Here is a 24273-nt window from a genome sequence, read left to right as displayed (position 1 = left end):
GCAGGTAAGGCGCCTGAGGCGCGAAATGCGTTTCGGCATGGCGCAGGAATGCCTGGGACACATCGGTGTAGCAGTATTCGCCGATCCCTTGTTGCCACGGGCGCAGTGTGTCGATCAGCCCGGCGGTGGTGCCGCCCGTGCCGGCGCCGATTTCCAGAATCCGCAGCGGCCTGCCCCTCTGCGCCTGAACGCGCGCGACATCGGCCACCACCTCGCCGAGCACTGCGTTGAAGTAGTCGCAGACCCGGTTGTTTTTGTAGATGCCCTCCACCAGTGTCATTGAGCCGTCAGGGAACATCACCCCGGTGGCCTGCTGCTCACCGCGCAGGATCGCCGGCAGCGCGCGAACGCAGGTTTGCACCAGTTGCAATTGAGCGTGCAAATCAGCGTCGCGGCGCCACTGCTCGCTGGCATGCTGCCATTGCGACCACAGTGCCCCCCGGTCAGGTAGGGCCGACAACAACTGGCCGTGTGCATCGATATCACCGTTGTCCGTCAGCAAACGCAGGCTTTCGCGCAGCCAGCGACGGTAAAACGGGTGAGCTTGCAGATTGGCCGCCACTGCCGGCTCGGCGGCGATCCGTTGCTCTGTCAGCGGTCCGCCAGCAGCCAGTTCACCGAGGCAGGCGAAGGTCTGCGTCAGTAACAGCCGGTTCATCTCGTTGGCCGCCGGATGATGTTGCGGCGCCGGAGCGCAGTGCCGGGCGACCTGCGCCCAGTCATCGGACGCCAGTGACTCCTGCGCCGGGTAGCAATCGAGCTTCCAGCCGCTGTCGATGCCGGCGATGGCCATCGGCGCCAGCAGTTTGATCAGTCCTAACTGCGGCAAGGGGCTGGTCAGCAGGCGATCCAGTGCCGCCATCCCTTCTTGCGGTTCGATGGAACCCAGCCCCTGCGCGGCCATCCGCGCCCGGTAACCCGCATCGGCAACCACGCCCACGGAACCCCAATAGCCCCAGTTGATGACCTTGACCGGACATGGGCCGTGCTGATCGAGTTGAGCGGCAAAGGCGTCGGCGAAGGCGCAGCCAGCGGCGTAGTTGCTCTGGCCGGCGGCTCGGCTGAAGGCAATCATTGACGAGAAAAACAGTACGAAGTCCAGCGCCGGGTTGTCCGCCGTCGTACAGACCTGCGCCATCGCAATACTGGTCAGCCGCTTGGCGTCGAACACGGCGCTGAACTGCGCCTCGTCCATCTGCGCAAGACGAGCATCGTCCAGCACCAGTGCCGAGTGCACCCAGCCATTGATCGGCCCGCAGGCCTCGACCACCTGTTGCCTGGCCCGGGTCAGTTGCCCGGCGTCGGTGGCATCGGCCTGGAGATACAGCGGCGGCGCCGCGTGGTGTTGCCGGGCAAATTGCGCCAGCACCGCGAGTTGGTGATTGATCTCATCGTCAGCAACGCGGCGGCCCAGCCAGATCACTCGGGCACGCCAATGGCTGATCAAATGGCGTGTCCACACTTCGCCGATGCCACCGGCGCCGCCGATCACCACGTACACGCCGCCTTCACGGTAATGCACAGCGCCAGCGGCTGTTTGCGCACGCTCGGTCAGCGGCAACAAACGTTGGCGAAACCATTCGCCCTCACGCCAGGCCAGGCATTCACCGGGCAACGCTGGCTCGAGCATTGTCTGCGGCAGCTGTTGGCTGTCCGCCGGCAGATCGATCAGTTCAACCCGCCACTGTTCCTGTTCTCTGGCCAACGACCCGGCCAGGCCATGGCAAGCCGTCTGCTCTGGCGCCAACGGCTCATCGGGGTGCAGCGCAATGCTGGCCGTGAAGATGAGTTGCAACTGCAACGCTCGTTGGGCAAAACCCAGCTGCAACAGCGACTTGATCAAGCGGAACAGCATCAGCGTGCTGTGTTCTGCCGGCGCCAGCCAGATCAGGCGCTGGAACGGTGCGCAAGCCGACAGCTGGGCGGCGATTCCGTCAATGGTGGACGCCTGCGACGGCAAGAATTCGATCTGCGGATGTTGTCCGGCCAGCCAGTCGTGGCGCTCACCGGCTGCGCCAATGGCCAGAGTCGGCAACGCTTGCAGCGACAACGACGGACTATCGGCAATCAGCCATTGAGGCGCGAGCAGGCTCAGGCCCGCCGGCAGTAACTGATCGGCGCTGACTGGCGCCGGACGGTCGCGCCCGGCCCGAATTGGCCGCGAGCTGAACCCGCGTAACGCCACGGCGATCTGCCCTTGCTCGTCGCACAGGTCGATATCGATCCGCTGCACAGCGCTGCCCGGATTGCGCCCATCGACGCTGATCAGTGCCCACATCAGCGGCTGGCAACACCCAAATACGTTCAGTTGCTCAAGGGCAAAGGGCAACAGCGTCTCGCCCATCCCGTCGCTGTTTAGCAGGAGGCCAATCGAAGCCTGAACGGCGGAATCGAGCATGCCCGGATGCAGCACCCAATCACCGTCAAACAACCCCGGAGCCAGCTCAAGCCGGGCCAATACCCTGCCCTCACCCAGCCACAGCCGCGAAACACCACGATGGCCGGGACCGTAGTGAATGCCCATCGCTTCAAACAGTGGATACACCCCATCCGCTTCAAGGCTGCGCTGCCAGGGCGCCGCGCAAAGACTGTCGAGGTCCAGCGGTTGCACATCGGCCGCCGGGATCACCTGCGCGCTACCCTTGCAGTGTTCCAGCGCTACGCCCTCGACCTGCGAGTAAATTCTGAAGTCGACTTTCTGCTGCTCAAGCGTCAGTTCGATATGCAGTTCGTTGTCTTGCGATGTCGGCGTGTAAGGCGTCAGCCAGACGATGTTCTTGAATTGCAGCAAGCCGGCATCCAGTGCCTGCGAATCCAGCGACCGGGTAATCGCCGCCCGGGCCATTTCCAGAAAACCGACGCCGGGCATGGTGTTGCGGCTGTGGACCTGATGATCGACAAACCAGCTCTCGTCACCCTGCCAACGGCTGCTGAAACGCTGCTGATAAAAGTCCGAGGTATTACGTTCGAGCATCGGGTGCAGCCACACGCTACCTTGAACGGGGCTGGCCACCTGGCCGGTGGCGAGATCCGTGACCCAGTAGCGTTCCTGGGCAAAGGGATAACCCGGCAGGCTGAGGCGGCGCATCGTTTGACCGTCACGGTAGAACTGACGCCAGTCGATCGTCAGGCCCTGAGCCCACAGTTCCAGCAACTTGTGGTACTTGCGTTTGTCGATCCAGGCCGCAAGCGCGGCAGCCATGTCCTCATCCTGACGAAACAGCGCCAATGCCGGGTTGTCGCCTTCACTGGTGCCACGATAGAGCGCCTTGCCTGATGCCGCGAAGTCGCCGAGCTGGTGTTGCAGGTCACTCAGGGAATCGCTCAACAGCGCCACACGTTCCGGCATCAGGTCGCGGCCAACTTGCAGCGTATAAGCCAGCTCATCGAGGTAGTGCTGGTTTTGCGCAGGCGCGGCGGCGATGAAACTGGCCAGGCGACGCGCGGATTCACGCAGCTGTTCCGGGGTTTTGGCCGACAGCAGAAACGGTCTGGCACCCGACGTGACTTCGTCGCGAGCCGGCGGCGACGCCCGATATTCCTCCAGCAAAATATGTGCATTCGCGCCGCCAAAACCGAACGAACTGACACCCGCCCGACGCGGCAACTCATTGCCGTGACGGTCCTTGACCGCGACCCAGGGACGGCTTTGCTGGACCACATAAAACGGGCTGTTGTCGAGTTCGATATAAGGGTTGAGCTGTTCGCTGTGCAGGCTCTTGAAGAGGGTCTTGTGCTTGAGTTGCAGCAGGACCTTGATCACCCCGGCAATCCCGGCGGCCAGTTCAAGGTGGCCGATGTTCGACTTCACCGAACCGACGCCGCAAAAGCCCTGTCCCGGTTCATCGGCGCTAAACTCTTCGGCCAGTTCGCGGAAGGCCATTTTCAAGCCGTTGATTTCAATCGGGTCACCCAATTCCGTACCGGTGCCATGGGCCTCTATGTAGCCGACACTGCGCGGATCGACCCCGGCCTTGCGGTAAGCCGACTTCAACAGCTCGGCCTGGGCGCGTGGATTGGGCGCCGTCAGCGAGTTGGCCTTGCCGCCGTGGTTTTCTGCGGTGCTGCGGATCAGCGCATAAATGTGGTCGCCGTCGGCCTCGGCCTGGCTGCGTTTCTTCAGCACGATCATCCCGACGCCTTCGCCACGGGCATAGCCGTTGGCCTGGGCCGAGAAGGTCTTGCTGCGCCCGTCCAGGGCCAGCATGCCGGCCTTGCTGAAGCTGATCTGCGCCTCGGGCGCGATCAACGTATTGACCCCGCCGACCACCGCCATCCGGCAATCACCGCTGCGCATCGCCTGCACTGCGCGATGGATCGCCACCAGTGACGACGAGCAGGCGGTTTCGACCGGTTCGCTGGGACCGTGAAAATCCAGTAGAAAACTCATGCGGTTGGGGCCGACCGAAGGCACCATCGCCGTGGCGCTATAGCCTTCGACCGGTACGCCGGCCTTGGCGATCAGGCTGCTGTAGCCGGTCACCCCGGTGCCGACGAAAATCCCGGTGTCGCTGCCCGCCAGATCAGCGGTGGCGTAGCCGGCGTCTTCGATGGCCAGCCACACGTACGTCATCAGCAGGCGCTGCTGCGGGTCCATCAATTGTGCTTCGCGTGGCGAGATGGCGAAGAACAGCGGGTCGAAGTGATCGACGCCGTGGATAAAGCCGCCCCACTTCACGTTGGTCTTGTCGACCTCGCGGTGCGGATCGCCGAAGTACTCGCGCCAGTCCCAGCGGTTGGCGGGAATCTCGCTGATGCAGTCGCGCCCGTCCTTGAGGTTATGGAAAAACTGCTCGATGTCCTCGGCCATCGGAAAACGGCCGCTGACGCCGATCACTGCGATGTCATCGTCAGCTTCGGTGACAGACGGTTTAGCCATGACAACGCTGGCGGTTTGCAGCGGGCGCCGGGCTGTTGCTGCTTGCGGGTGTCGTTGCCGGGGTTGCGCTACCGGCGCTGCTGTTTGTTGCGGCGCCAGTCTGGTCGCGAGCGCACTGCGGTGCTCGCGTTCCAGGTAGGCGGCGAAACGGCCAACCGTGGCGTGTTCGAAAAAAATCGTCGGCGCCAGATTGAGTCGCCATTGCTGTTTCAGTGTGTTGGCCAGCGTGGTCAGGCTGATCGAGTCGAAGCCGTACTGACTGAACTCGACATCGAGGCGGATTTCGCCAGCGGGGATTTTCATCTGCGCAGACACCAGCTCGATCAGCGCCCGGTGCAGTGCTTCGGTCAACGGTGCGTCATGGTCGGGGGCTACCTGCGCGACGATTTGCGGCTTCGACGTTTCGGCAGTGCCACGCCCCGTCACCAGCGCGCTGATCGGCGCTCGCCGACCGTGCATCACCAGCACCTGCGGCAGCGCCAGCGCAACGCACTGGCGCAGGGCATGAATCCCGGCGTTGCTCGGCATGGCGACCATGCCGGTGCTGTACGCCATCTGCTGCGCGGTCGCTTCGTCGACCCGCATGCCGCCCTCTTTCCACAACGGCCAGTTGATCGCCAGGCTCTGGCCGCTACGGAGACCTTGGGCAGTCAATCGGTTGCGGTAGGCGGCGTAGCGGTCGACAAAAGCATTGGCTGCCGCATAGTCGGCCTGACCGGCATTGCCGACGACGCCGGTCCCGGATGAAAAACAGATCCAGAAATCCAGCGCCAATCCGGCGGTGACGAGGTCCAGATTGCGGGTGCCGGCTACCTTGGCCGCCATCACCTGTTTGAGTTCTTCATCCTGTTTATTGATCAGCAAGCTGTCGCGGATCACCCCGGCGCCGTGCAGCACGCCGTTGAGGCCATGATGTTCGCCGACAATCCCGTCGATCAGGCGCTGTACCGCCTCAGCGTCGCTGACATCCAGCTGCCGGTACTCGACCCGGTTGCGGCCCGCGTCAATCCCGGTCAGCAACTGCGGGACCGGCGCTGAGCGGCCAGTGAGAATCAAGGTGGCGTCACTGACACTGGCGGCGATGGCCTGGGCAAACAACCGCCCCAGACCGCCGAGGCCACCGGTAATCAGGTACACACCACGGTCCTTCCACGGCGCGTCAATTGCCAGATCCACCGCCGGGCAAGGACGCCAGTGTTGCACCTGGCGCCGGCCCGCCTGGTAGCGAATCCCGACATCGCCGGCGGCGGCATTTTCCGCCAGCCGCTGCGCCAGCGATTGTTGCTCGTCCAGCTCGATCACTTGCCCGGTCACATCCGGTACTTCCAGCTGCAAGCTGCGCAGCATCGCCGCCAGGCCGCCGGTCATCCGCTCGCCATTCGGGTCATGCACGGCGAGCTGGAGCAACCGCCGTCCGCCGCCCGCGCCGAGCAGCAGCCTGATTTTTTGCAACAGCGCGAGTGCCGTCTGTTGATAATCAACGGCGCAATCCTGCTCGGGAACGTCCAGCACCGTGCAGCGGCAAGCGGCCAGTTGTTGTTGCACCTGAGCGGCGATCCGGGAATCAAAGCCACTGAGCAGGATCAGGCGTTGACTGAAGCCGGGCGCTTCAACCGACGGTGCCGCCTCGTCAATCCACTGTGGTTGGAATAACAGGGTTTCCATCAATGGCTGGTCAGTGGTTGCCGGCTCACTTTGGTTGCCCAGAACCCGTGAGGTGAAACCCTGCATCAACACGCAGAGCTTGCCTTGCTGATCGAACAGCTCGATGTTCAAGCGCTGCAAACCGCTGTCGGCCTGCTGATCGTCGCGGCGTTCGGCGTAACTCACCCGGGCCCACATCTGTTCGCTGCAACGATCCAGTATCTGCAAGCCTTCAAGGGCAAACGGCAGCGTCGGGCGCGTCAACGGTGGCAGTTGCTGCCGGTCGTCTTCGGTCAGTACCACGTCGGCACCGAGACTCAGGGCGATGGCTGCCTGCAGCGCCGAATCCATCAGCGACGGGTGCAGCACATAGCCCTCAAAGCTGTCGCGCTGGCAAGCGGGCAGCAGCAGTTGCGCCAACACTTCGCCACGCCCGAGGCCCACTGATTGCAGACCCTGATAGGCCGGGCCGTGTTCAAACGTCATCGCCTGATAGGCGTCATAACACTGTTTAGCGCTCAACTGGCCGCCGGTCATCCGCGCCTTGAGCGCTGCCAGATCAACCTGATGCGCCGCCGATGGCGAAGCAAAACCCGCCAGCCCCTGACTGTGCAGCAGCGGTTCACCCGTGGTTTGGCCGGTGAGCGAATCAATCTCGCGACTGGAAATCTCGAAGCGGATCTGCTCGTCGTCTTCCAGCGTCAGCTCGATATCGACCTGCCGTGCCTGGGCACCGACGATCAATGGCCGCAACCACACCACCTGACTGAATGACGGCTGCCGCCCCGCCGTGGCCATCGCCACCGCCGCCCGGGCCATTTCCAGATGCGCGACGCCGGGGAAAATTCGTTGCCCGCCAACCACATGCTGCTTGAGGAAAAACTCCTCGCCATCAAACACACTGCTAAAGCGCTGGCGGTGCAGATCTGAGGTGTTTCGCGCCAGGAATGGATGCAGAGGGTGGATGTTGGAAACGGCACCGGCGCTGACTTCGCCTCCCGCCGCGCCACGTTGCGCGGGCGGTATCCAGAAATTCTGCCGGGCAAACGGATAGACCGGCGCGTGCACACGGCGGGCGTCGCCACGGTGCTGACGATTGAATTGCGCCCAGTCGAGCTTGCCGCCCGTGACCCAGGCCTCAGCCAGCGGTTGCAGACTCGCCGCGTCGGCGATGGCAGGCAGCTCGATGTCCGCACGTTCACCCGTTTCGATCTGCCCGGACCAGCAGTGCCGGGGCGAACGGCCGTCCAGCCAGTCATTCAGTTGTTGCCGCAATTGGTCCTTGTCGGAGCACAGGAAGATCAATCGATGCTCCTGCGCCAACCGCCCCGTTTGCAGGGTGTAAGCGAGGTCCGTCAGGCGCAGGGCCGGATCTCGCAGTGCCTGATGTACCCGGCGGGCATAGCGTTTGAGGCTGTCGGCAGTGCGCGCCGACAGTGGCAGCAGACAGGGCCGCGCCTCGTCGGTAACCGGCGGCGCGGCGACTTCGGGGGCCTCGCGGATGACCATGTGCACATTGGTGCCGCTATGGCCAAAGGAGTTGAGCGCCGCCATCTTCGGGCCGCTGCCGAGCCATTCTCGGGGCTCGCGATGGATATGAAACGCCGAGCCCGCCAGTTCGATCCGTGGGTTGAGCTGTTCGAAATTCAATACCCCGGGCAACTGCCGGTACTTCATCGACAGCAGGATCTTGATCAGGCTGACCACACCGGCCGCCGCCGAGGTATGACCGATATGCGCCTTGGCGCTGCCCAGCGCGCAATAACCGGTATCGGCGGTGAACTGGCGGAAAGCCCGGACCAACGCGTTGACCTCGACCGGATCGCCCAGTGGCGTGCCGGTGCCATGGGCCTCGACGTAGCTGATCTGCCGGGGATCGATGGCGAAACGCCGATACAGCTCGCTGATCAGTCGCTCCTGGGCCTGGCCGCTGGGGGCGGTAATGCCGTTGCTGGCGCCGTCCTGGTTCATGCCCGAGGCGCAGATCACCCCGTAGATCGGGTCGCCGTCGGCCAGCGCCTGGGAGAGACGCTTGAGGGTCACCATGCCAACCGCTTCGGACAGCACAATGCCGTCGCTGCGCTGATCGAAAGTATGGCAACGCCCAGTCGGCGAGAGCATGTCCATTTGCGCCAGGCTGATCAGGCTAGGCTCGCCGAGGGTGGCGAAAACGCCGCCGGCCAGCGCCAGGTCCGCCTCGCCATTGCGCAGGCTTTCGCAGGCCAGGTGAATGGCCGTGGCCGAGGACGAGCAGCCGGTATTGACCACCAGCGCCGGACCTTTGAAGTCGAGGAAGTAGGACAGCCGTGAGGCAATGATCGCGTCGGAGGCGCCGATAAAGGTTTCGTGGAAATAGCCGGTCGGTTCTGCGCCGACAAAGATGCCCACCGACTGATCGCGAAAACTTTTCGGGTTGTAGCCAGCATCTTCCAGAGCCTTCCAGCTCTCCTGGAGGATCAGCCGCTGATGCGGGTTCATCGACTCGGCATCGCGGGGCGAAATATTGAAAAACAGCGGATCGAAATCATCCCGCCGCTCAAGGACGCCGCCCCACTTACAATACGTCTTGCCGGGCTGGCGCTGGGCCGAATAGCTGCGCTCAGCGTCCAGATAACGCTCGCCCAGCTCAACCACACCATCGTTACCCGTGCTGAGGTTGTGCCAGAAGCGTTCGACGTTGTCGGCGGCGGGAAACTGCCCTGACATGCCAATCACGGCAATCTCGTCGTGCGCCTGCGGGCGAGCGGCTGGCGGTATTTCCACTGTGGCCTGGGCGCCAGCCTTGAGTTGTTGCAGCAACTGCCGGGCCTCGTCAGCCGTGATCTGGCGCTGTTGGAGCCGGGCGATAATGGATTGAAATGCTTGGCTGCTCATGATTGTACTTTCCCGGTCGTTGCCTGCGCTGTGCCGTGGTTTGCCAAGGCGCTGTCGTTGACGATTTTCAGCAATTCATCGATTGCCAGTTCACCGCACAGAAACGCTGCCTCGAGTTGCTGCTCGGGTGCGACTGGCTCGGGTGCAACAGGCTGCGCTGTCCCTGCGCCCAACCGGGCACACTGCGCCGGGTATTGGCCAAGCAGGTAGTCCACCAGGCTTTCCAGCGACGGATAGTCGAACAGCAACGCGGTGTTGAGCTCCGTGCCCAGGGCCTCGCCGATGTGGCTGACAAAACTCACGCCAAGGATCGAGTCAATGCCGTAGTCGGCAAAGGGTTGATCCACCTGAATGCGCCCAGGCGTCAGTTGCAACGTAGTGGCCAGACCGTCCAGCGCCAACGCGGTCAGCACCTCACGGCCGTCGCCGGTTGTGGCAGATGCCGGTTGCAGAATTCGTTCAGGGTTGCCGAACGGTTTTTCGGACTTATCCAGCGCCGCCAGACACTCCACACCATCGCTTTGCGCGACGATAATCTGCTGACCAAGGCCGTGGGCGCATTGCGCCGGGAACGCGACGCTATGAAAGCCAGTCTCGCCCAGCACACTGGCCCAGCTTTGCGGATACAGGGCCGGCGTGCCGGAGATGCGCAGCTCGGGGTCTTCGTACAGCCACCAACCTTTGAGCAGGCCGAACGTCAGGTGGGCGAATAGCGACCGGTCGCTGATTTCATTCATCACTACAATGCCGCCACGGCGCAGCAACGCTGCGGCGTGTGCAAGCGTGCGCCGAATGCTGCTGGTGGCGTGCAGCACGTTGGCGGCGATCACGATGTCATAGCCGCCCAGCTCCAGCCCCTGGGCTTGCGGCGGCTGTTCGACATTCCATACCTGATAGGTGAGGAACGGATTGGCCGCACCATAGGTTTTTTTGGCGTACATCAGAAACGCCTTGGAGATGTCGGTGTAACAATATTCGGCAATCTGCCTGCGCCAGGGTTGCAGCGCCGGCAGCACGATGGAGCTGGTGCCGCCGGTGCCTGCACCGATTTCCAGAATACGGAGTTGCCGGTGCGGCTCGCGGATCAACAGTGCTTCGATGTGCTGCTGCACCACGCCTGCGACCACCTGATTGAAGTAGTCGGACAAGGCGTTGTGGCGATAGACGCCCTCGACTTTGTCCATCGAACCGTTGGGGAACATGACATGAGTGGCCTGGGTTCGCCCGCCGAGTATTGCCGACAGCTGTTGCAGGCAGGCGTCAACCAGTTCCACCTGGGCCTTGCGTTGCGGCACGGCGACCAACTCATCCCTGAGCATGCTCCAGCGTTGCTCCAGTTGCTGAAGGTTCGCGTGCTCGGTGATCGCGATCTGCGTGCCCCGACGCTGCACCAGCCCCTGCTGTTGCAGCAGTTCGAGGCTGGTCGCCCACCAGCGGCCATAGTGCTCGCCAATCCCGGCCTGACGACGCAGGACTTCGCTGTCCTCAAACTGCCCCGACTGGGTGAACAGCCCCATGCGGCACAGTTGCACCAGCGTCATCCCGGCCATGGCCCGGTCAAACGGCAGCGGATCATGAGCCGCCAGCAACGGCGCGGCAGCTATACGGTAGCGCTCGAAACCATCGTCGGGCGGCTGAACACCGGTCTCGCCAAGGACTATCGGTTCCGGTTGCAGCTGCATCAACTGCTGGACCGGCGCCGAGGCGGCCATGCACAGCACCTGATCGAGCTGGCCGTGACTCAGGGCTTCGACAAAGCGGGCAAAACACTCAAAGCCCTCGCGGTCCTCCAGCGCTCCGGCGTGGCGGCTCATCGGTTGCGCAGACGGGTCCGCCGCCTGTTGCTCGGTCAGCGATGACAGCCAGAACCCCCAGTTGATGGCGCCCACCGGGAACGCCGCCTGCCGACGCAGGCTGCGCACCAGCGTGTCGCCGAAGGTGATGCCGGCGGCATAGGCGCCCAACCGCGCCGCGCCGGAGAAGGCAAAGCTTTGCCCGGACGAGAAGTAGCACATGAAATCCAGCGGCTCATGGGCCAGTGCCCGGTAGAACTCGATACCGCCACGGCTTTTCACTTGCAGGATTTCGTCGAACTGCGGTTCGGGGATGCGGGTGATCGGGTCTTCATGGTTGAACACCACTGCGGAGAAAATCGCCCCGTTGATCGCGCCATGACGCTGTTTGATCTGCGCCACGGCCCGTTGCAGCGATGCCGGGTCGTTGGCGTCGGCCTGCAAATATTGCAACTGCGCCGGATCGACCGTGCCATCAACACGTTGCAGGCATTTCGCGAGCCGTTGTTGCACCTTGGGATCGTCGGCATCGCTGCGTCCCAGCCAGATAACCCGGGCCTGATAATCGGCCAGCAAATAGCGGCTGATAATCGAGCCCACCGTGCCACTGCCGCCAAGAATCACATAGACGCCACCACGCTTGAGCCCCGAGCTGACAAACCGGCCTTCGGCCAACGGTGGCTGGGGTTGCCAGCTCAGGTTGAAAATGCGCTGACGATAGCGCACGCCATCGCGCAGGCACAGCACCTCACCTCGAGCCAACCCGCCCTCGCCCTGCACCTGACGCAGCAAGTGTGGCCGGCGCCGGTTGTCGGCCAGCTCACGGCTGTCGACATCCAGATTGCGCACCCGGAACCGATGCTCGCCCTGGGCAATCGCATAGGCCATGCCCGTCAGGCCGCCACCCACGGCGCTGACTGGCTCGCCGGTAATGTCGAAGTTGTCCTGGCTGATGATGTAGCTGTCGATCGCCTGGCAAGGGCTGTGTTGTTTGAGCCATTTGATCAACCGCAGCAGCAGGTTCTCATTGGTTTTCGGGCTGTCGAGCTGCGCTTGCCAGTCAGTGGCCTCGGCGTTGCCGCCGAAGAAATACAGGCAATCGATGGCCGGCCCCGCGCTCAGGCATTGCTCCAGCGCTTGCGGATCGGCCGCGTCCAGCGACCAGTGATCCGGTGCCAGACAGACCGTTTGCAGGCCTGGCTCCAGACGGATCACCCGGCCTGCGCCGGTGGCAAAACCGGCGCTGAGCAGGTAGTGCGCGGTGATCGCCTCTGCCGCTGGCCGGGTCGACGCATCGCCGACAATCAGCACGCAACGGTGCTCGACAGTCTGTGGCTCACCACCCTGCCCGTCGGCCTGCCAGCGCGCCAGATAGCTCACGCGGTCACTGTTGGTGGAGGCCATCGGTGCGGTGAGAGCCGTTTCAGTGACGGGCGCCGCCGTCGACTGAATACCCGGCAACCAAAACGTCTCGCGGGCAAAGGGGTAGACCGGCACGCTGATCCGATACGGCAGTGGACCGGTACGCTGAGCATGCAGCAGTGACCAGTCGATGACTTCGCCGTTGACCCACAACTCCAGCAACTTGTGCAGCTTGCCGCTCTCGGCCCAACGGCGAGTTACCGGCGCCAGCTCCGCATCAGCCTGGGCAACGAGGCGGTTACGCTGGATGTCGCCGGTGTAGAGGCCTGCGTCCGGTTGTGCGCCACGGTCGATAAACGTGCGCAATTTCGTCGCCAGTGCGGCGGGCGAATCAATCACCAGCCCCAGCCGCGCCGCCATCATTTCCCGTCCGGTTTGCAGGGTGTACGCCAGGTTCGCCAGGTCGGCGCCCGACAGCGATGGCCGGGCATCCACATAGGCCAGCAGCGCCTGCGCGTAGTCACGCAAGCGTTCGCCGTCGCGAGCCGACAGCAGAATCACTTCGGCGCCGCTGGCGTTTGGCAGTTCGCGGTATTCGTCGTGCTCCTGCAGCAATACGTGGCCGTTGGCTCCACCAGCGCCAAAGGAGGAGACCCCGGCGATACGCGGCCCATGATCTGCCGGGCGCCAATCGCCCAGCGTCTGTTGCAGGTAAAACGGCGTGGCGTCCAGCGTCAGGTTGGGATTGAGGGTGGTGGCATGCAGGCTCGGCACGAGCTGCTTGTGTTTGAGCTGGAGAATGACCTTGCTGACCCCGGCAATGCCGGCGGCGCCTTCCAGATGACCGATATTGGCTTTCACCGAACCCAGCGCGCAGTGGCCGGGGTCGACACCATCAAGCGCAAAGGCCTGGCTCAGGCCGCTCACCTCGATGGGGTCGCCCAGTTCAGTTCCGGTGCCGTGGGCCTCGATGTAGCTGATCTGGTTGGCGTCGAGCCCGGCCTGATCGATGGCCAGGCGAATCACCTTGGCCTGGGCCTGGGGATTGGGCACGGTGTAACCGTTGGTTTTACCGCCGTGATTGACCGCCACGGCGCGGATCAGTGCGTGGATGTTGTCGCGGTCCGCCAGTGCCCGGGACAACGGCTTGAGCAATACTGAACCGACGCCTTCGCCCGGTACAAAGCCGTTGCCGCCCTCGCCGAAACTACGGCAGCGGCCGTCTTTGGAGAGCATCTGTCCGGCGCTCAACTCAACGTAATTGGAGGGATGCAGGTACAGGTTGACGCCACCGGCAAAGGCCATCCGGCACTCGCCACGACGCAGACTTTCGCAGGCCCGGTGCAGCGCGGTCAGCGACGAGGAACACATGGTGTCCACCGGTTCGCTCGGCCCGTTGAGGTCCAGCACATAGGAGACCCGGTTGGCGGTCGAGCCGAACGAGGTTCGCGGAAAGACCATGTGGCCTTGCTCCCGCAGCGTCGGCCCGTAGAGGCTGTACCCGGTCTTGGTGATTCCAGCGAAGACCCCGACATTGCCCTGATACTGTTCGGCCAGATCGGCTTTGGTGATCCCGGCATCTTCCAGCGACTGCCAGCAGGATTGCAGGAACAGCCGTTCCTGCGGATCCATGTTGACTGCCTCACGCGGCGAGATATTGAAAAACAGCGGATCGAAATCGGCAAAACCGTCAATGAAGCCACCCCACTTGCTGTAGCTGCGGGCCTGCTTTAGCGCCTCGGCGACCGAATCGACATAGAAGCCTTCAAGCGGCCAGCGCTGCGGTGGAATCTCGGTGATGCTGTCGCGGCCCTCCTTGAGGTTGCGCCAGTATTCGTCGAGATTGTCGGCCTGCGGATAACGGCCACTGATACCGATGATCGCGATGGGCTCGGCGGCCGACATCGCTGCTGGGGCCTGGGTTGTCTGACTGACAAACGGCGCAGTCGGCAAGGGCGTCGGCACCTCGGCCAGACCGCTCCACAGCAGGCAGGCACGATGATATTCGGCGACCAGATAGCCGGCCAGCGCGTCCAGGCTGTGGTATTCGAAAAACAGCGTTTTCGACAACTGGCGTTCTGCCGGGCGCAGTTGCGTCATCGCCGAAAAGACATCCTCCAGCGCCTTGTTGAGCCGGGTGATCATGATCGAATCGATGCCGTACTGTTCCAGCGGCGCTTGGCTCTCGACCCGGGCCGACGGCAGCTTGGTGACGGCACAGAACACCGCTTTGAGCCGTTCGAGAATGACGCCAGTGAGCCGCGTGCGGTCAATCGCGACCGAAGTCGGCGTCAGCGCTGGCTCTGCATCGCCTTCCTCGGCGGCACCAAAGTGCGCACGAATCTGCGCCAGATCGCCCTCGATCACCAACAGCCGTTCCAGGCCGGCATTGAGGCCCAGTTGCAATGCCTGGATGCCATGCACCGACTGCATCGGCGCCATGCCGGTCTTGTGGCGGATGTGCGCGCAATCAGCGGCGCTGACCTGCATGCCGCCGTCGCGCCACAGCGGGTAATTGATCGACAGCGTGTGACCGAATCGCAGGCCCTGATCGACGCGTTTGTTACGCAGCTCGGCAAAGTGATCGACGAAGCCGTTGGCGGCGGCGTAATCCGACTGACCGATGCTGCCCAGCACCGCCGAGCAGGATGAAAACAGCACAAAGAAATCCAGATATAGCCGACGGCAAGCACGGTCCAGCAGCTCTGTGCCGACCACTTTGGCGGCAAACACCTCGACCATCTCCTGTGGGGTTTTATGCGCGAGCAGCCGATCCCGGTTGATCCCGGCGCCATGCAGCACACCATTGAGGCTGCCGTGTCTGGCGCAAATGTCGTCGATCAACTGCTCCAGCGCTTCGGCGTCGGTCAGGTCGACCTGCTGGTAACTGACCACAGCACCGGTGTCACGAATTTCCTGCAAGCGCGCCTGCTGGCGCGAGTCGAGGGCCGAGCGGCCAATCAGAATCAACTTGACGTTGCGGCATTGCTCGGCAATGGCCCCGGCAAATATCAGCCCCAGGCCACCGGCGCCGCCGGTAATCAGGTAAACCCCCTGATCTTTCCAGGTAATGCGGTCGTGCTCACGGCTGGCGGCGACATCGTCTGCCAGCTCCTGCCATTGCAGTTCCTGGTGCTCGCCTTGTGGGCCACTGCGCTGCAACACCGAACGGGCGCGCTGACGCCTTTCGCCAAGCGTGATCGTCAACTGTTTGAGCTGCGCAGCCGACAATGGCTGGCCGACCTCGACCTTTATCATCAGGCACCTGGCACTCAGTGACGGTTGTTCCAGGCATGCGGTTTTCAGCAGGCCGTCGAGACCGGCGTACAGCAGGTGTTCCGGTGCCTGGTCGGCGATCATCAGTTCAATGTGGACCCGGCCCCTGAGCGTCTGCAATCGCAGCAACAGCGCAATCGCCAGCTCCTGATAACGCGCTGCCGGGGCGGTCTTGCCGCAGGCCAGAATTTCACCGCTGACGCCGGCTCCTGCGGCGTTGGTCAGGCTTTGCAACTGCGCCACTTGCTCGCGGCTGAAGCCGACCCACAATAGCAAGCGCTGGCCGATGTCGTCGTCTGCATCAACGCTTGCACCCATCGGTTCCTGCCATACGGGACGCGCCAGAAACAGGCCGGTGGCCGACTCATCCACTGCGTTCGACGCTTCAGGCGTATCGCGCTCGACGATGGGCTGTGGCGTCTGATCGACCCAGTAGCGCTCCTTGGCAAACTGGTAAGCCGGCAGATGAATACGCTGGGCCGAGCCGGTCGGCCACAGTGCCGCCCAGTCGATATCGCTTCCGGCGACCCACTCGTTGGCCAGCCGCCCGGCGTCGTCAGTCGTAACAGTCGGTTTTTCGCCGTTGGCCAGCCGTGCCAGTTGAGTGCGCAATTGCGCAACGTCACTGACGATCAAAGCCGCCCTCACCTGCATCGGCTCCCTGGCTGTCTGCAAGGTAAAGGCAATGTGGCTCAGCGGCGCTTCGGTCTTGTCCAGCCAGTGCGCCAGGGCCCGAGCGTTGTCGCGCAGGCTTGCGGCGGTTTTGGCTGACAGGGGAATGACCCGGCTCATCGCAGGTGGCGCTGCGCACTGACCTGCGGTTTGTGCGCTCTGGTATTCACCAATCACCAGATGCGCGTTGGTGCCGCTATGGCCAAAGGAGTTGAGTGCCGCCATCAGTCGTTCGCCGCCACTGGCTTGCCAGTCGAGCGCCTGACGGTTGATGTAGAACGGTGAATGTTCGAGTTCGATCAGCGGGTTGATCTGCGCAAAGCCCGGCATGGCCGGTAACGTGCGTTGGCGGATCGACAGCAATACCTTGATCAGGCCGATGACACCGGCCCCCGCCGCAGCATGACCAAGGTTGGCTTTGGCGCTACCCAGCACGCAATACCCCTGGGCGTCGGTGAACGAGCGGAACGCCCGGATCAACGCGTTGGCCTCGACCGGGTCACCCAGCCGGGTGCCGGTGCCATGCGCCTCGACATAGCTGATCTGTGCGGGATCGATGCCGAATTTCAGCCAGGTGTCGCGCAGCAATTGCTCTTGCGCATCTCCATTGGGCGCGGTAATGCCGTTGCTGGCGCCGTCCTGATTGACCCCCGACGCCTCGATGACGGCGTAGATCGGGTCGCCCTCGGCCTCGGCGTCTTCCAGGCGTTTGAGCACGACCATGCCTACGCCTTCGGAAATCACGGTGCCGTCGGCTGCCGCATCGAACGCATGGCATTGGCCGCTGGCACTGAGCATGTCGATGGCTGACAGGCTGATCAGCCCGCGTTGATCCAGGAGCGCATACACCCCGCCGGCCAGTGCCATGCGGCTTTCACCGTGGCGCAGGCTTTCACAGGCCTGGTGGATCGCCACCGCGGAAGACGAGCAACCGGTGTTGACCACCATCGCCGGGCCTTTGAGGTCGAGGAAGTACGACAAGCGAGAGGCGACAATGGCCTCGGAGCTGCCGGTAAAGGAGTCGTGGTGATAGCCCCCCGGCTCGGCGCCGACATAGAGGCTGACCGCCTGACCTGCCAGGGTCATCGGGTTACACCCGGCATCTTCCAGCGCCTTCCAGCTTTCTTGCAGCACCAGCCGCTGATGCGGGGTCATCGACTCTGCTTCGTGGGGGGTAAGGTTGAAAAACAGCGGATCGAAGCAGTCGCGGTCCTTGAGTATGCCGGCGCGATTGCAATAGCTTTTGCCCGGCTGTTTGTCGGCGCTGTAGGCACGGGAATCGAGATAGTCCGGCCCCAGTACCTGCACGCCGTTGCGCCCGGCCAGCAGGTTGTCCCACAGTTGCTCGATGTTATCGGCACCGGGGAACTGCCCGGCCATGCCGATCACGGCAATTCGCCGGTTTTTGCTGGTCTGCGGACTTGTGCTCGGAGTTTCTTCTTCGCCCGCCAGCGCAGCCGCCATGACCGGGTTGGTCATCAAGGCGGGGGGAGTTGCTGCCTGCGGGCTATTCGTGGCTGTCGCCGCCAGCGCTCGCTCAATCTGCAAGCCATAAGACTTTTGCAGGTAACTGTGCAGTTTGCTCACCGTCGCCTGCTCGAACAGGATCGCGCTGTTGAGCTTGATCCCCAATTGATTGCCCAGCTGTTTGACGAAACCCACCCCAAGAATCGAATCCACGCCGTAATCGGAGAACGGCGTGCGCAGCGCGATGCTCTGGCCATCGGCCTTGAGGGTTTTGGCCAGGGCTTCAATGATCACGTGTTGCAGTCTGTCTGCAACGTCCACAGACGCTCCGGTCCGGCTGGCAGGATGCTCGTTCAACGTAAACTCCTTGTTTTGTGCGGACGTGGCGGGCAGTTGCGGCTCAAAGGTGTGCAGAGTCAGTGCGTCACCGTGGGCGGTGATGATCTGTTGACCCAGGGCGATTCCCGGTGGAAGGTGCAGATCGACCTGTTGAAAGCCGCTGCTCCACAACAACTCAAGCCAGGTCTGCTCGGCGATCAACGGCGAGCCTGGGATTCGCAGCGCGGGATCCTCATACAGCCACCAGCCATCGAGCAGGCCGAAGGTGACGGTCGCGGCGGTGGTTTTGCGGTTCAGTTCGTTCAGCGCCAGCAAGCCGCCGCTGCGCAATAGCGACCGAACATGCGCCAGGGTGCTGCGCATGTTGGCGGTGGCATGCAGCACGTTGGTGGCGACAACAATGTCATACGCCTCACTGCCGTCAGCGGGCTGGCTGATGTCGAGAATTTGCGTGGTGAAGTAAGGCCGGCCTGCAGCGAAGCTGGTTTCCCCGTGCCGTAGAAATGCCCGGGAGAGATCGCTGTAGCAATATTCGCCGATATGCCCGGCCAGCGGTTCCAGCGCGGCCAGCAGCGCGGCGGTGGTCCCGCCGGTGCCCGCGCCGATTTCCAGGATGCGCACCGGGCGCGCCGGCTCGGCCAAAACCCGCCGCCGAACATGCGCGATCACCTGCGACGCCAGTTGCTCGTTGAAGAAGTCCGACAAGGTGTTGTGCTTGTAGATGCCCTCGACCTTGCCCATCGAACCGTCCGGAAACATCAGGTCCGTCGCCTGAATCTGCCCCGTGAGAATCTGCGGCAGCTGCAGCAGGCAATCATCGATCAGGGTCACTTGAACCCGGCGCTCGCGGTCCTCGAAATAGTGATCGCGCTGGACTTTCCAGGCGGCCAGGATGGCAGCGTGTCGTGTCCGGGCAATGGGCGTCGCCACGGCAAACGCCGCACCTTGCTGCTGCAAATAACCGTGCTCCACCAGAATCGCCAGGCATTCCTGCCACCAGCGGCGATAGCGCTCGCTGATCCCGGCCTGCTGACGCCAGGCTTCGGCGCTGTGCGCACCGGGAACGGTGAAGATGCCGAGGGTCTGCAACTGGATCAACAGCAGCACGGCAATCGATTGATCGAGCGTTTGCGGATCAAAGATCTGCTGCAACAGCTCGCGCTCGGCGGGCTCCAGCTCCACGCCCGGCGCCGCTACTGGCGGCAGTACGCCTGGATCAAACCGCAGCTGCTGACCCTCAGGCACGTTCATCAATTGGCGCACCGCCGGCGATGCCTTGATGCACAGTAAACGGCGCAGCGAACCGCTGGACAGGTGCGCGACAAAGCGGCTGAAACAGGCAAAGCCCTCGTCGTCATCAAGCGCGTCCAGATGCTGGCTGACCGTTTGCGCTTGTAGCGAAGCGCGCCAGAACCCCCAGTTGATCACGCCGACCGGAAAACGCGCTGCCGGGCCGATGGCCTCGGCAAAAGCGTCAGCAAAGGTGATGCCGCAGGCATAGGCCGACAGCTTCGCCGCGCCGGAAAAGGCAAAGCCCTGCCCGGAGGAGAAATAGCAGAGGAAATCCAGCGGCTGCTCGGCCAGAGCCTGATAAAAATGGAGGCTGCCACGGCTCTTGATGTCGAAAATCTGCTGGAACTGGGCTTCGGTGGTGTGCTGGATGCTGTTCTCGAAGTCGAAGACCATGGCGCAGAACACGGCGCCATTGATTCGCCCGTACCGTTGATTGATCTGCGCCACGGCCTGCTGCAATTGCGCCAGATTTGTCGCATCGACCTGGAGATAATCGACCCGGCCCCGAAACTGCTCGGTCTTCAGGCTCTGTTGCACCTGCTCACTCTCGGCGGGCTTGCGCCCCAGCCAGATGACCCGGGCCTGATAGTGCTCGATCAGCTGACGGCTGATGACCTGACCAATCACGCCGCTACCGCCCAGGATCAGGTAAACCCCCTCCTGTTTCAGCACCGAAGTGTTGGTGCGACTCGGCGGCAAAGCCAGGGGCATCAACTGCTGGATAAAGCGCTCGCCGCGGCTGAGTTTGATCAGCTCGCCGCGCTCTGAAGCAGGCTCGGCAAGGATCTGCGCGAGCAGCCGTTGGCGGCTGTACGGCGTTTCAAGCTCGTCGAGGTTGAGGTCCAGATTGCGCAGGTGCACCCGGTGCTCGCTCTGGGCCATGGCATAGCCCAGCCCGGCCATGCCCGCCCCCAACGGATTGCCCCGTTGCGGCGCTCCGGCAAAGGCGTAGCGGCCAAACGACAACAGGAAACAGTCCGTCGCGCTGCCGTCGACCGCTTGCTGTTGCAACGCCTTGAACAGCCGCAGCAGCGGTAACTCGTGGTGTTGCAGGCTGTCGACGAGCGCCGACGGCGTCATGTCGCTGGCGGATTGCGCGCCGATCACCATGATCTGCGCCACCGGGACAAGGACCGAAAGAATGTGCGCAAAGCCTGCCGGATCATCGTCACTGCAATGCCAATGGCCTGCCGCTAATTCGGCCGTGGCGCCAGTACCGCAGTCGATCCGCAGCACATTCCGGGTGCCCTGATAATGCTCGGCAAGTGCCGCCAATAGCATCCCGGTCGCGTTGCCGGACTCGCCCAGAGTCACCAGCACAACCGCTCCGGCGCCTGGCACCGCGGCCTGCTCGTCTGCGGTTTGAGCCTGCCAGCGCGGCAGGTAGCAGCACTCGGTCAGGTCCTGCTCGGTTGGCGCTTCGACGAGGGGCGCATCGCCTGTTGGATGTGCCAGACCCGGCATCCAGTAGCTGTTTTTGGCGAACGGATAACCCGGCAGGCTGATCCGCATGGGCCGCCGATACATACTGTCGAGATAGAGTCGCTGCCAGTCGATGGCCTCGCCACGTACCCAGGCCGTCGCCAGTTCGGTCAACTGCTGATGTTGCAGCCAGTGATCGATCGGCAGCGAGATGGGCTCGTCCAGCGCTGCGTCATAAGGATCGCTATGGCCACAGAACACGTTGTCTTGCGGTTCGCGCGCAATCCACAGCGCCAGACAACGCTGCAAATCCGCAATGGATTCAACCCGCAGCGCCAGCCGCTCGGCCATCGCTTCGCGCCCGGTTTGCAGGGTCCACGCCAGGTCGGTCATGACCGTCTGTTGCGCGTCTTCAGTGTCGAGAAACGCATGCAAGCGCGACGCTGATTCCGTCAGGCGTTGCCTATCACGGGCCGACAACAGGATCAACCAGGGGCCGCGCATGGCTGGGCGTGAGTCCGTCGCGCCGAGGTGTTCTTCGACAATCAACGAGGCATTGGCCCCCCCGGCGCCAAACGAGGAAATTGCAGCAATACGTGTCGCGCCGTTGGCAGCCCAGGGCGCCAATTGCTGTTGCACGCGAAACGGTGAGTGTTCGAAATCGATGTTCGGGTTGGGCTGCACAGCATGCAGCGACGGCACCAGTTGGCGGTGTTGCAATTGCAGCAGCACCTTGCTCAACCCGGCGATGCCGGCGGCACTTTCACAGTGACCGATATTGCTTTTGATCGAGCCGATCGCGCAGCGGGCGCCGGCGCTATGAGCAAAGACCCGGCTCAGGCCGCTGATTTCGATGGGATCGCCCAGCGCGGTGCCGGTGCCGTGGGCTTCGATGTAGCTGATGCGGCTGGCGTCGATGGCTGACCGCGCCAGGGCTTTTTCCAGCACTCGCTGCTGGGCTCCGGCGCTCGGTACGGTGTAGCCGTTGGTCTTGCCACCGGCGTTGATCGCGCCGCCACGAATCACCGCGTAGATCCGATCGCCGTCGGCAATCGCCTTGTTCAGTGGTTTGAGCACGACCGCGCCGACGCCTTCAGCATCGACAAAGCCATCGGCGTCATCACCAAAGGCGCGGCATTGTTCGCCGGGTGACAGCATCATCATTTCGCACAGGTTAAGGTAGTGCTGCGGATTGATGATCAGGTTGATGCCACCGGCAATCGCCATGTTGCAACTGCCACTGGTCAGGCTCTCGACCGCCAGATGAATCGCCGTCAACGATGACGAACAGGCACTGTCGACGACAAAACTCGGACCCTGCAGATCCAGCTGGTAGGACACCCGATTGGCAATCGACCAGTAGTTGCTGATGGGGTTGTAACTGCCGTTCATGACCCCGACAAACACCCCGACCTCGCCCTGTTGATGCAAGGTCGCCGGGTTGTAGCCCGCGTCTTCGATGCTGTGATAGGCGACTTGCAGAAACAGCCGTTCCTGCGGGTCCATCCGTTCAGCTTCGGTGCGCGAGATGCGGAAGAAGGCCGGATCAAACTGATCGATGCCTTCGATAAACCCGCCCCAGCGCGTATAGAGATGCCCGGACGTGCCCTTCTGCGCATCAAAATAGCGCCGCCAATCCCAGCGCTCGGCGGGGATTTCGTCGATGGCGCAATGACCGTCGGCCAGGTTGCGCCACAAATGACTCATTGATTGCGCGCCGGGATAACGACCATCGAGACCGATAATGGCGATGTCGCTGGCATCGCCCTTCTCGACCGGAACTGAGGTCTTCTCTTGAACGGTGATATTTGCCGTCGTATCGCGATATTCGACCTCGGGTTGCCCCAACAGCGTTTCCAGCTCGTCGGCGCGGTGCTGGATAAAATGCTCGGTCAGCGCCGCCAGGGTCGGCACCTCAAAAAACAACGCGCTGTCGATGGCTGCAAAATGCTCGCTGAACGCATGAGTCAGCCGGACCACCAGAATCGAGTCCAGGCCATAGTCCTCCAGTGGCCGCGACAGGCTCATCTTCTCTGCCGGGATCTTCAGCGTGGAGCTGACCAGATTGCGCAGGTAGTCGGCGACCCGACGCCACCTGCCGTCCGGAGCGGTCTCGTCATGCTTCGGTGTAAACGTATCTTGAGGCTGGCGGTTATCGGCGGGCGGTGCCGTTGGCCGGTCGCTGCTGGCGACTGGCTGACGCACGATGCCGTCGCTCTCGGCCAGGATGATTTGCTGACCCCGGTCATGTGCCTGCCGGGCCGGGAACAACACCGGGCTGAAGCCCTCTTGCTCCAGCACCGCCTGCCACCCAGCCGGCGAAAGTCCGGGGCAACCGGGTATGCGCAGGACGCCATCGCGGTGCAGCCACCAGCCTTCGAGCAGACCGAAACTCAGATGGGTGAACAGTGACGCTTCGCTGATTTCGTTGAGCATCAGCAATCCCCCTTTGCGCAGCACGGCCTTGGCGTTGCGCAATGTCTGGCGGATTTCGGGGGTGGCGTGCAGCACATTGGTCGCCACCACCAGATGATAATGATCGGTGTCGATGCCCTGCTCGGCGCAAGGGCGCGAAACATCGAATAGCCGGGTTTGCAGGAACGGGTTGTCCCGACCAAATTGGTCGGCGCCATGTTGCAGAAACGCACGCGACAGATCGGTGTAGCAGTATTCGCTTATCTGCAACCGCCACGGTGCCAGCGCCGCCAGCAAGCCCGCGGTGGTGCCGCCCGTGCCGGCGCCAATTTCGAGAATGCGCAGCGGTTCGGCGCCCGCAGGACGACTTTCGATAAAGGCCAGCGCCGCCTCGATCAGCACCTGATTGAAGTAGTCGCAAATCCGGTTGTTCTTGTAAATACCTTCTACCAGCGTCATCGAGCCGTCAGGAAAGAGCACGCGAGTCGCGGTCTGTTCACCACGCAGCAAAGCCGGCAGTCCCTTGAGACAGGCGTCGAGCAACTGCGCCCTGGCCGCCAGATCCGGGTCCTGGCACCAGCCCGGCAAGCGCTCATTCCACTGCTGCCACAGCGCATCGGCAGCGCCGGTTTCAATACCGGCGACATATTTGAAGCTTTCAGCCAGCCACAGGTGCAGATAATCCGGCGTGACCTGGCCGTGCTGCGTCGCGAGGCGTTGCAGGTCCTCGGCGCAAGACAGCCCAAGCACCTGCAACTGGCTCGCCAGCAGGCGGCGCGCCAGTGCATCGAGTTCGCCGGATCCGGCGGCGGTTGTCTGATGTGCAGCTGTTTGCAT

2 protein-coding genes (1 of these 2 cut by a window edge) are annotated in these 24273 nt (G+C 63.0%); both read right to left on the bottom strand.

All coding sequences use genetic code 11. The features are described 5' to 3' along the window. On the bottom strand, positions 1-9397 hold the 5' portion of the coding sequence (locus LOY38_RS12675; RefSeq protein WP_258700301.1) for an SDR family NAD(P)-dependent oxidoreductase. The gene continues 2690 nt to the left of window position 1, outside the view; the window shows 9397 of its 12087 coding nt (coding positions 1-9397); it begins with the start codon at positions 9395-9397; the stop codon falls past the left edge of the window. After that, positions 9394-24273 carry an SDR family NAD(P)-dependent oxidoreductase gene (locus LOY38_RS12670; RefSeq protein WP_258700300.1) on the bottom strand — a complete coding sequence of 4960 codons (14880 nt, stop codon included), beginning with the start codon at positions 24271-24273 and terminating at the stop codon, positions 9394-9396. Before LOY38_RS12670 ends, LOY38_RS12675 begins: the two co-directional genes overlap by 4 nt.

It is taken from the genome of Pseudomonas sp. B21-015 (assembly GCF_024749285.1).
Classification (GTDB): Bacteria; Pseudomonadota; Gammaproteobacteria; order Pseudomonadales; family Pseudomonadaceae; genus Aquipseudomonas.
The sequence above is the reverse complement of the archived record's forward strand: the minus strand, read 5'-3'. Positions and strand labels throughout refer to the sequence as shown.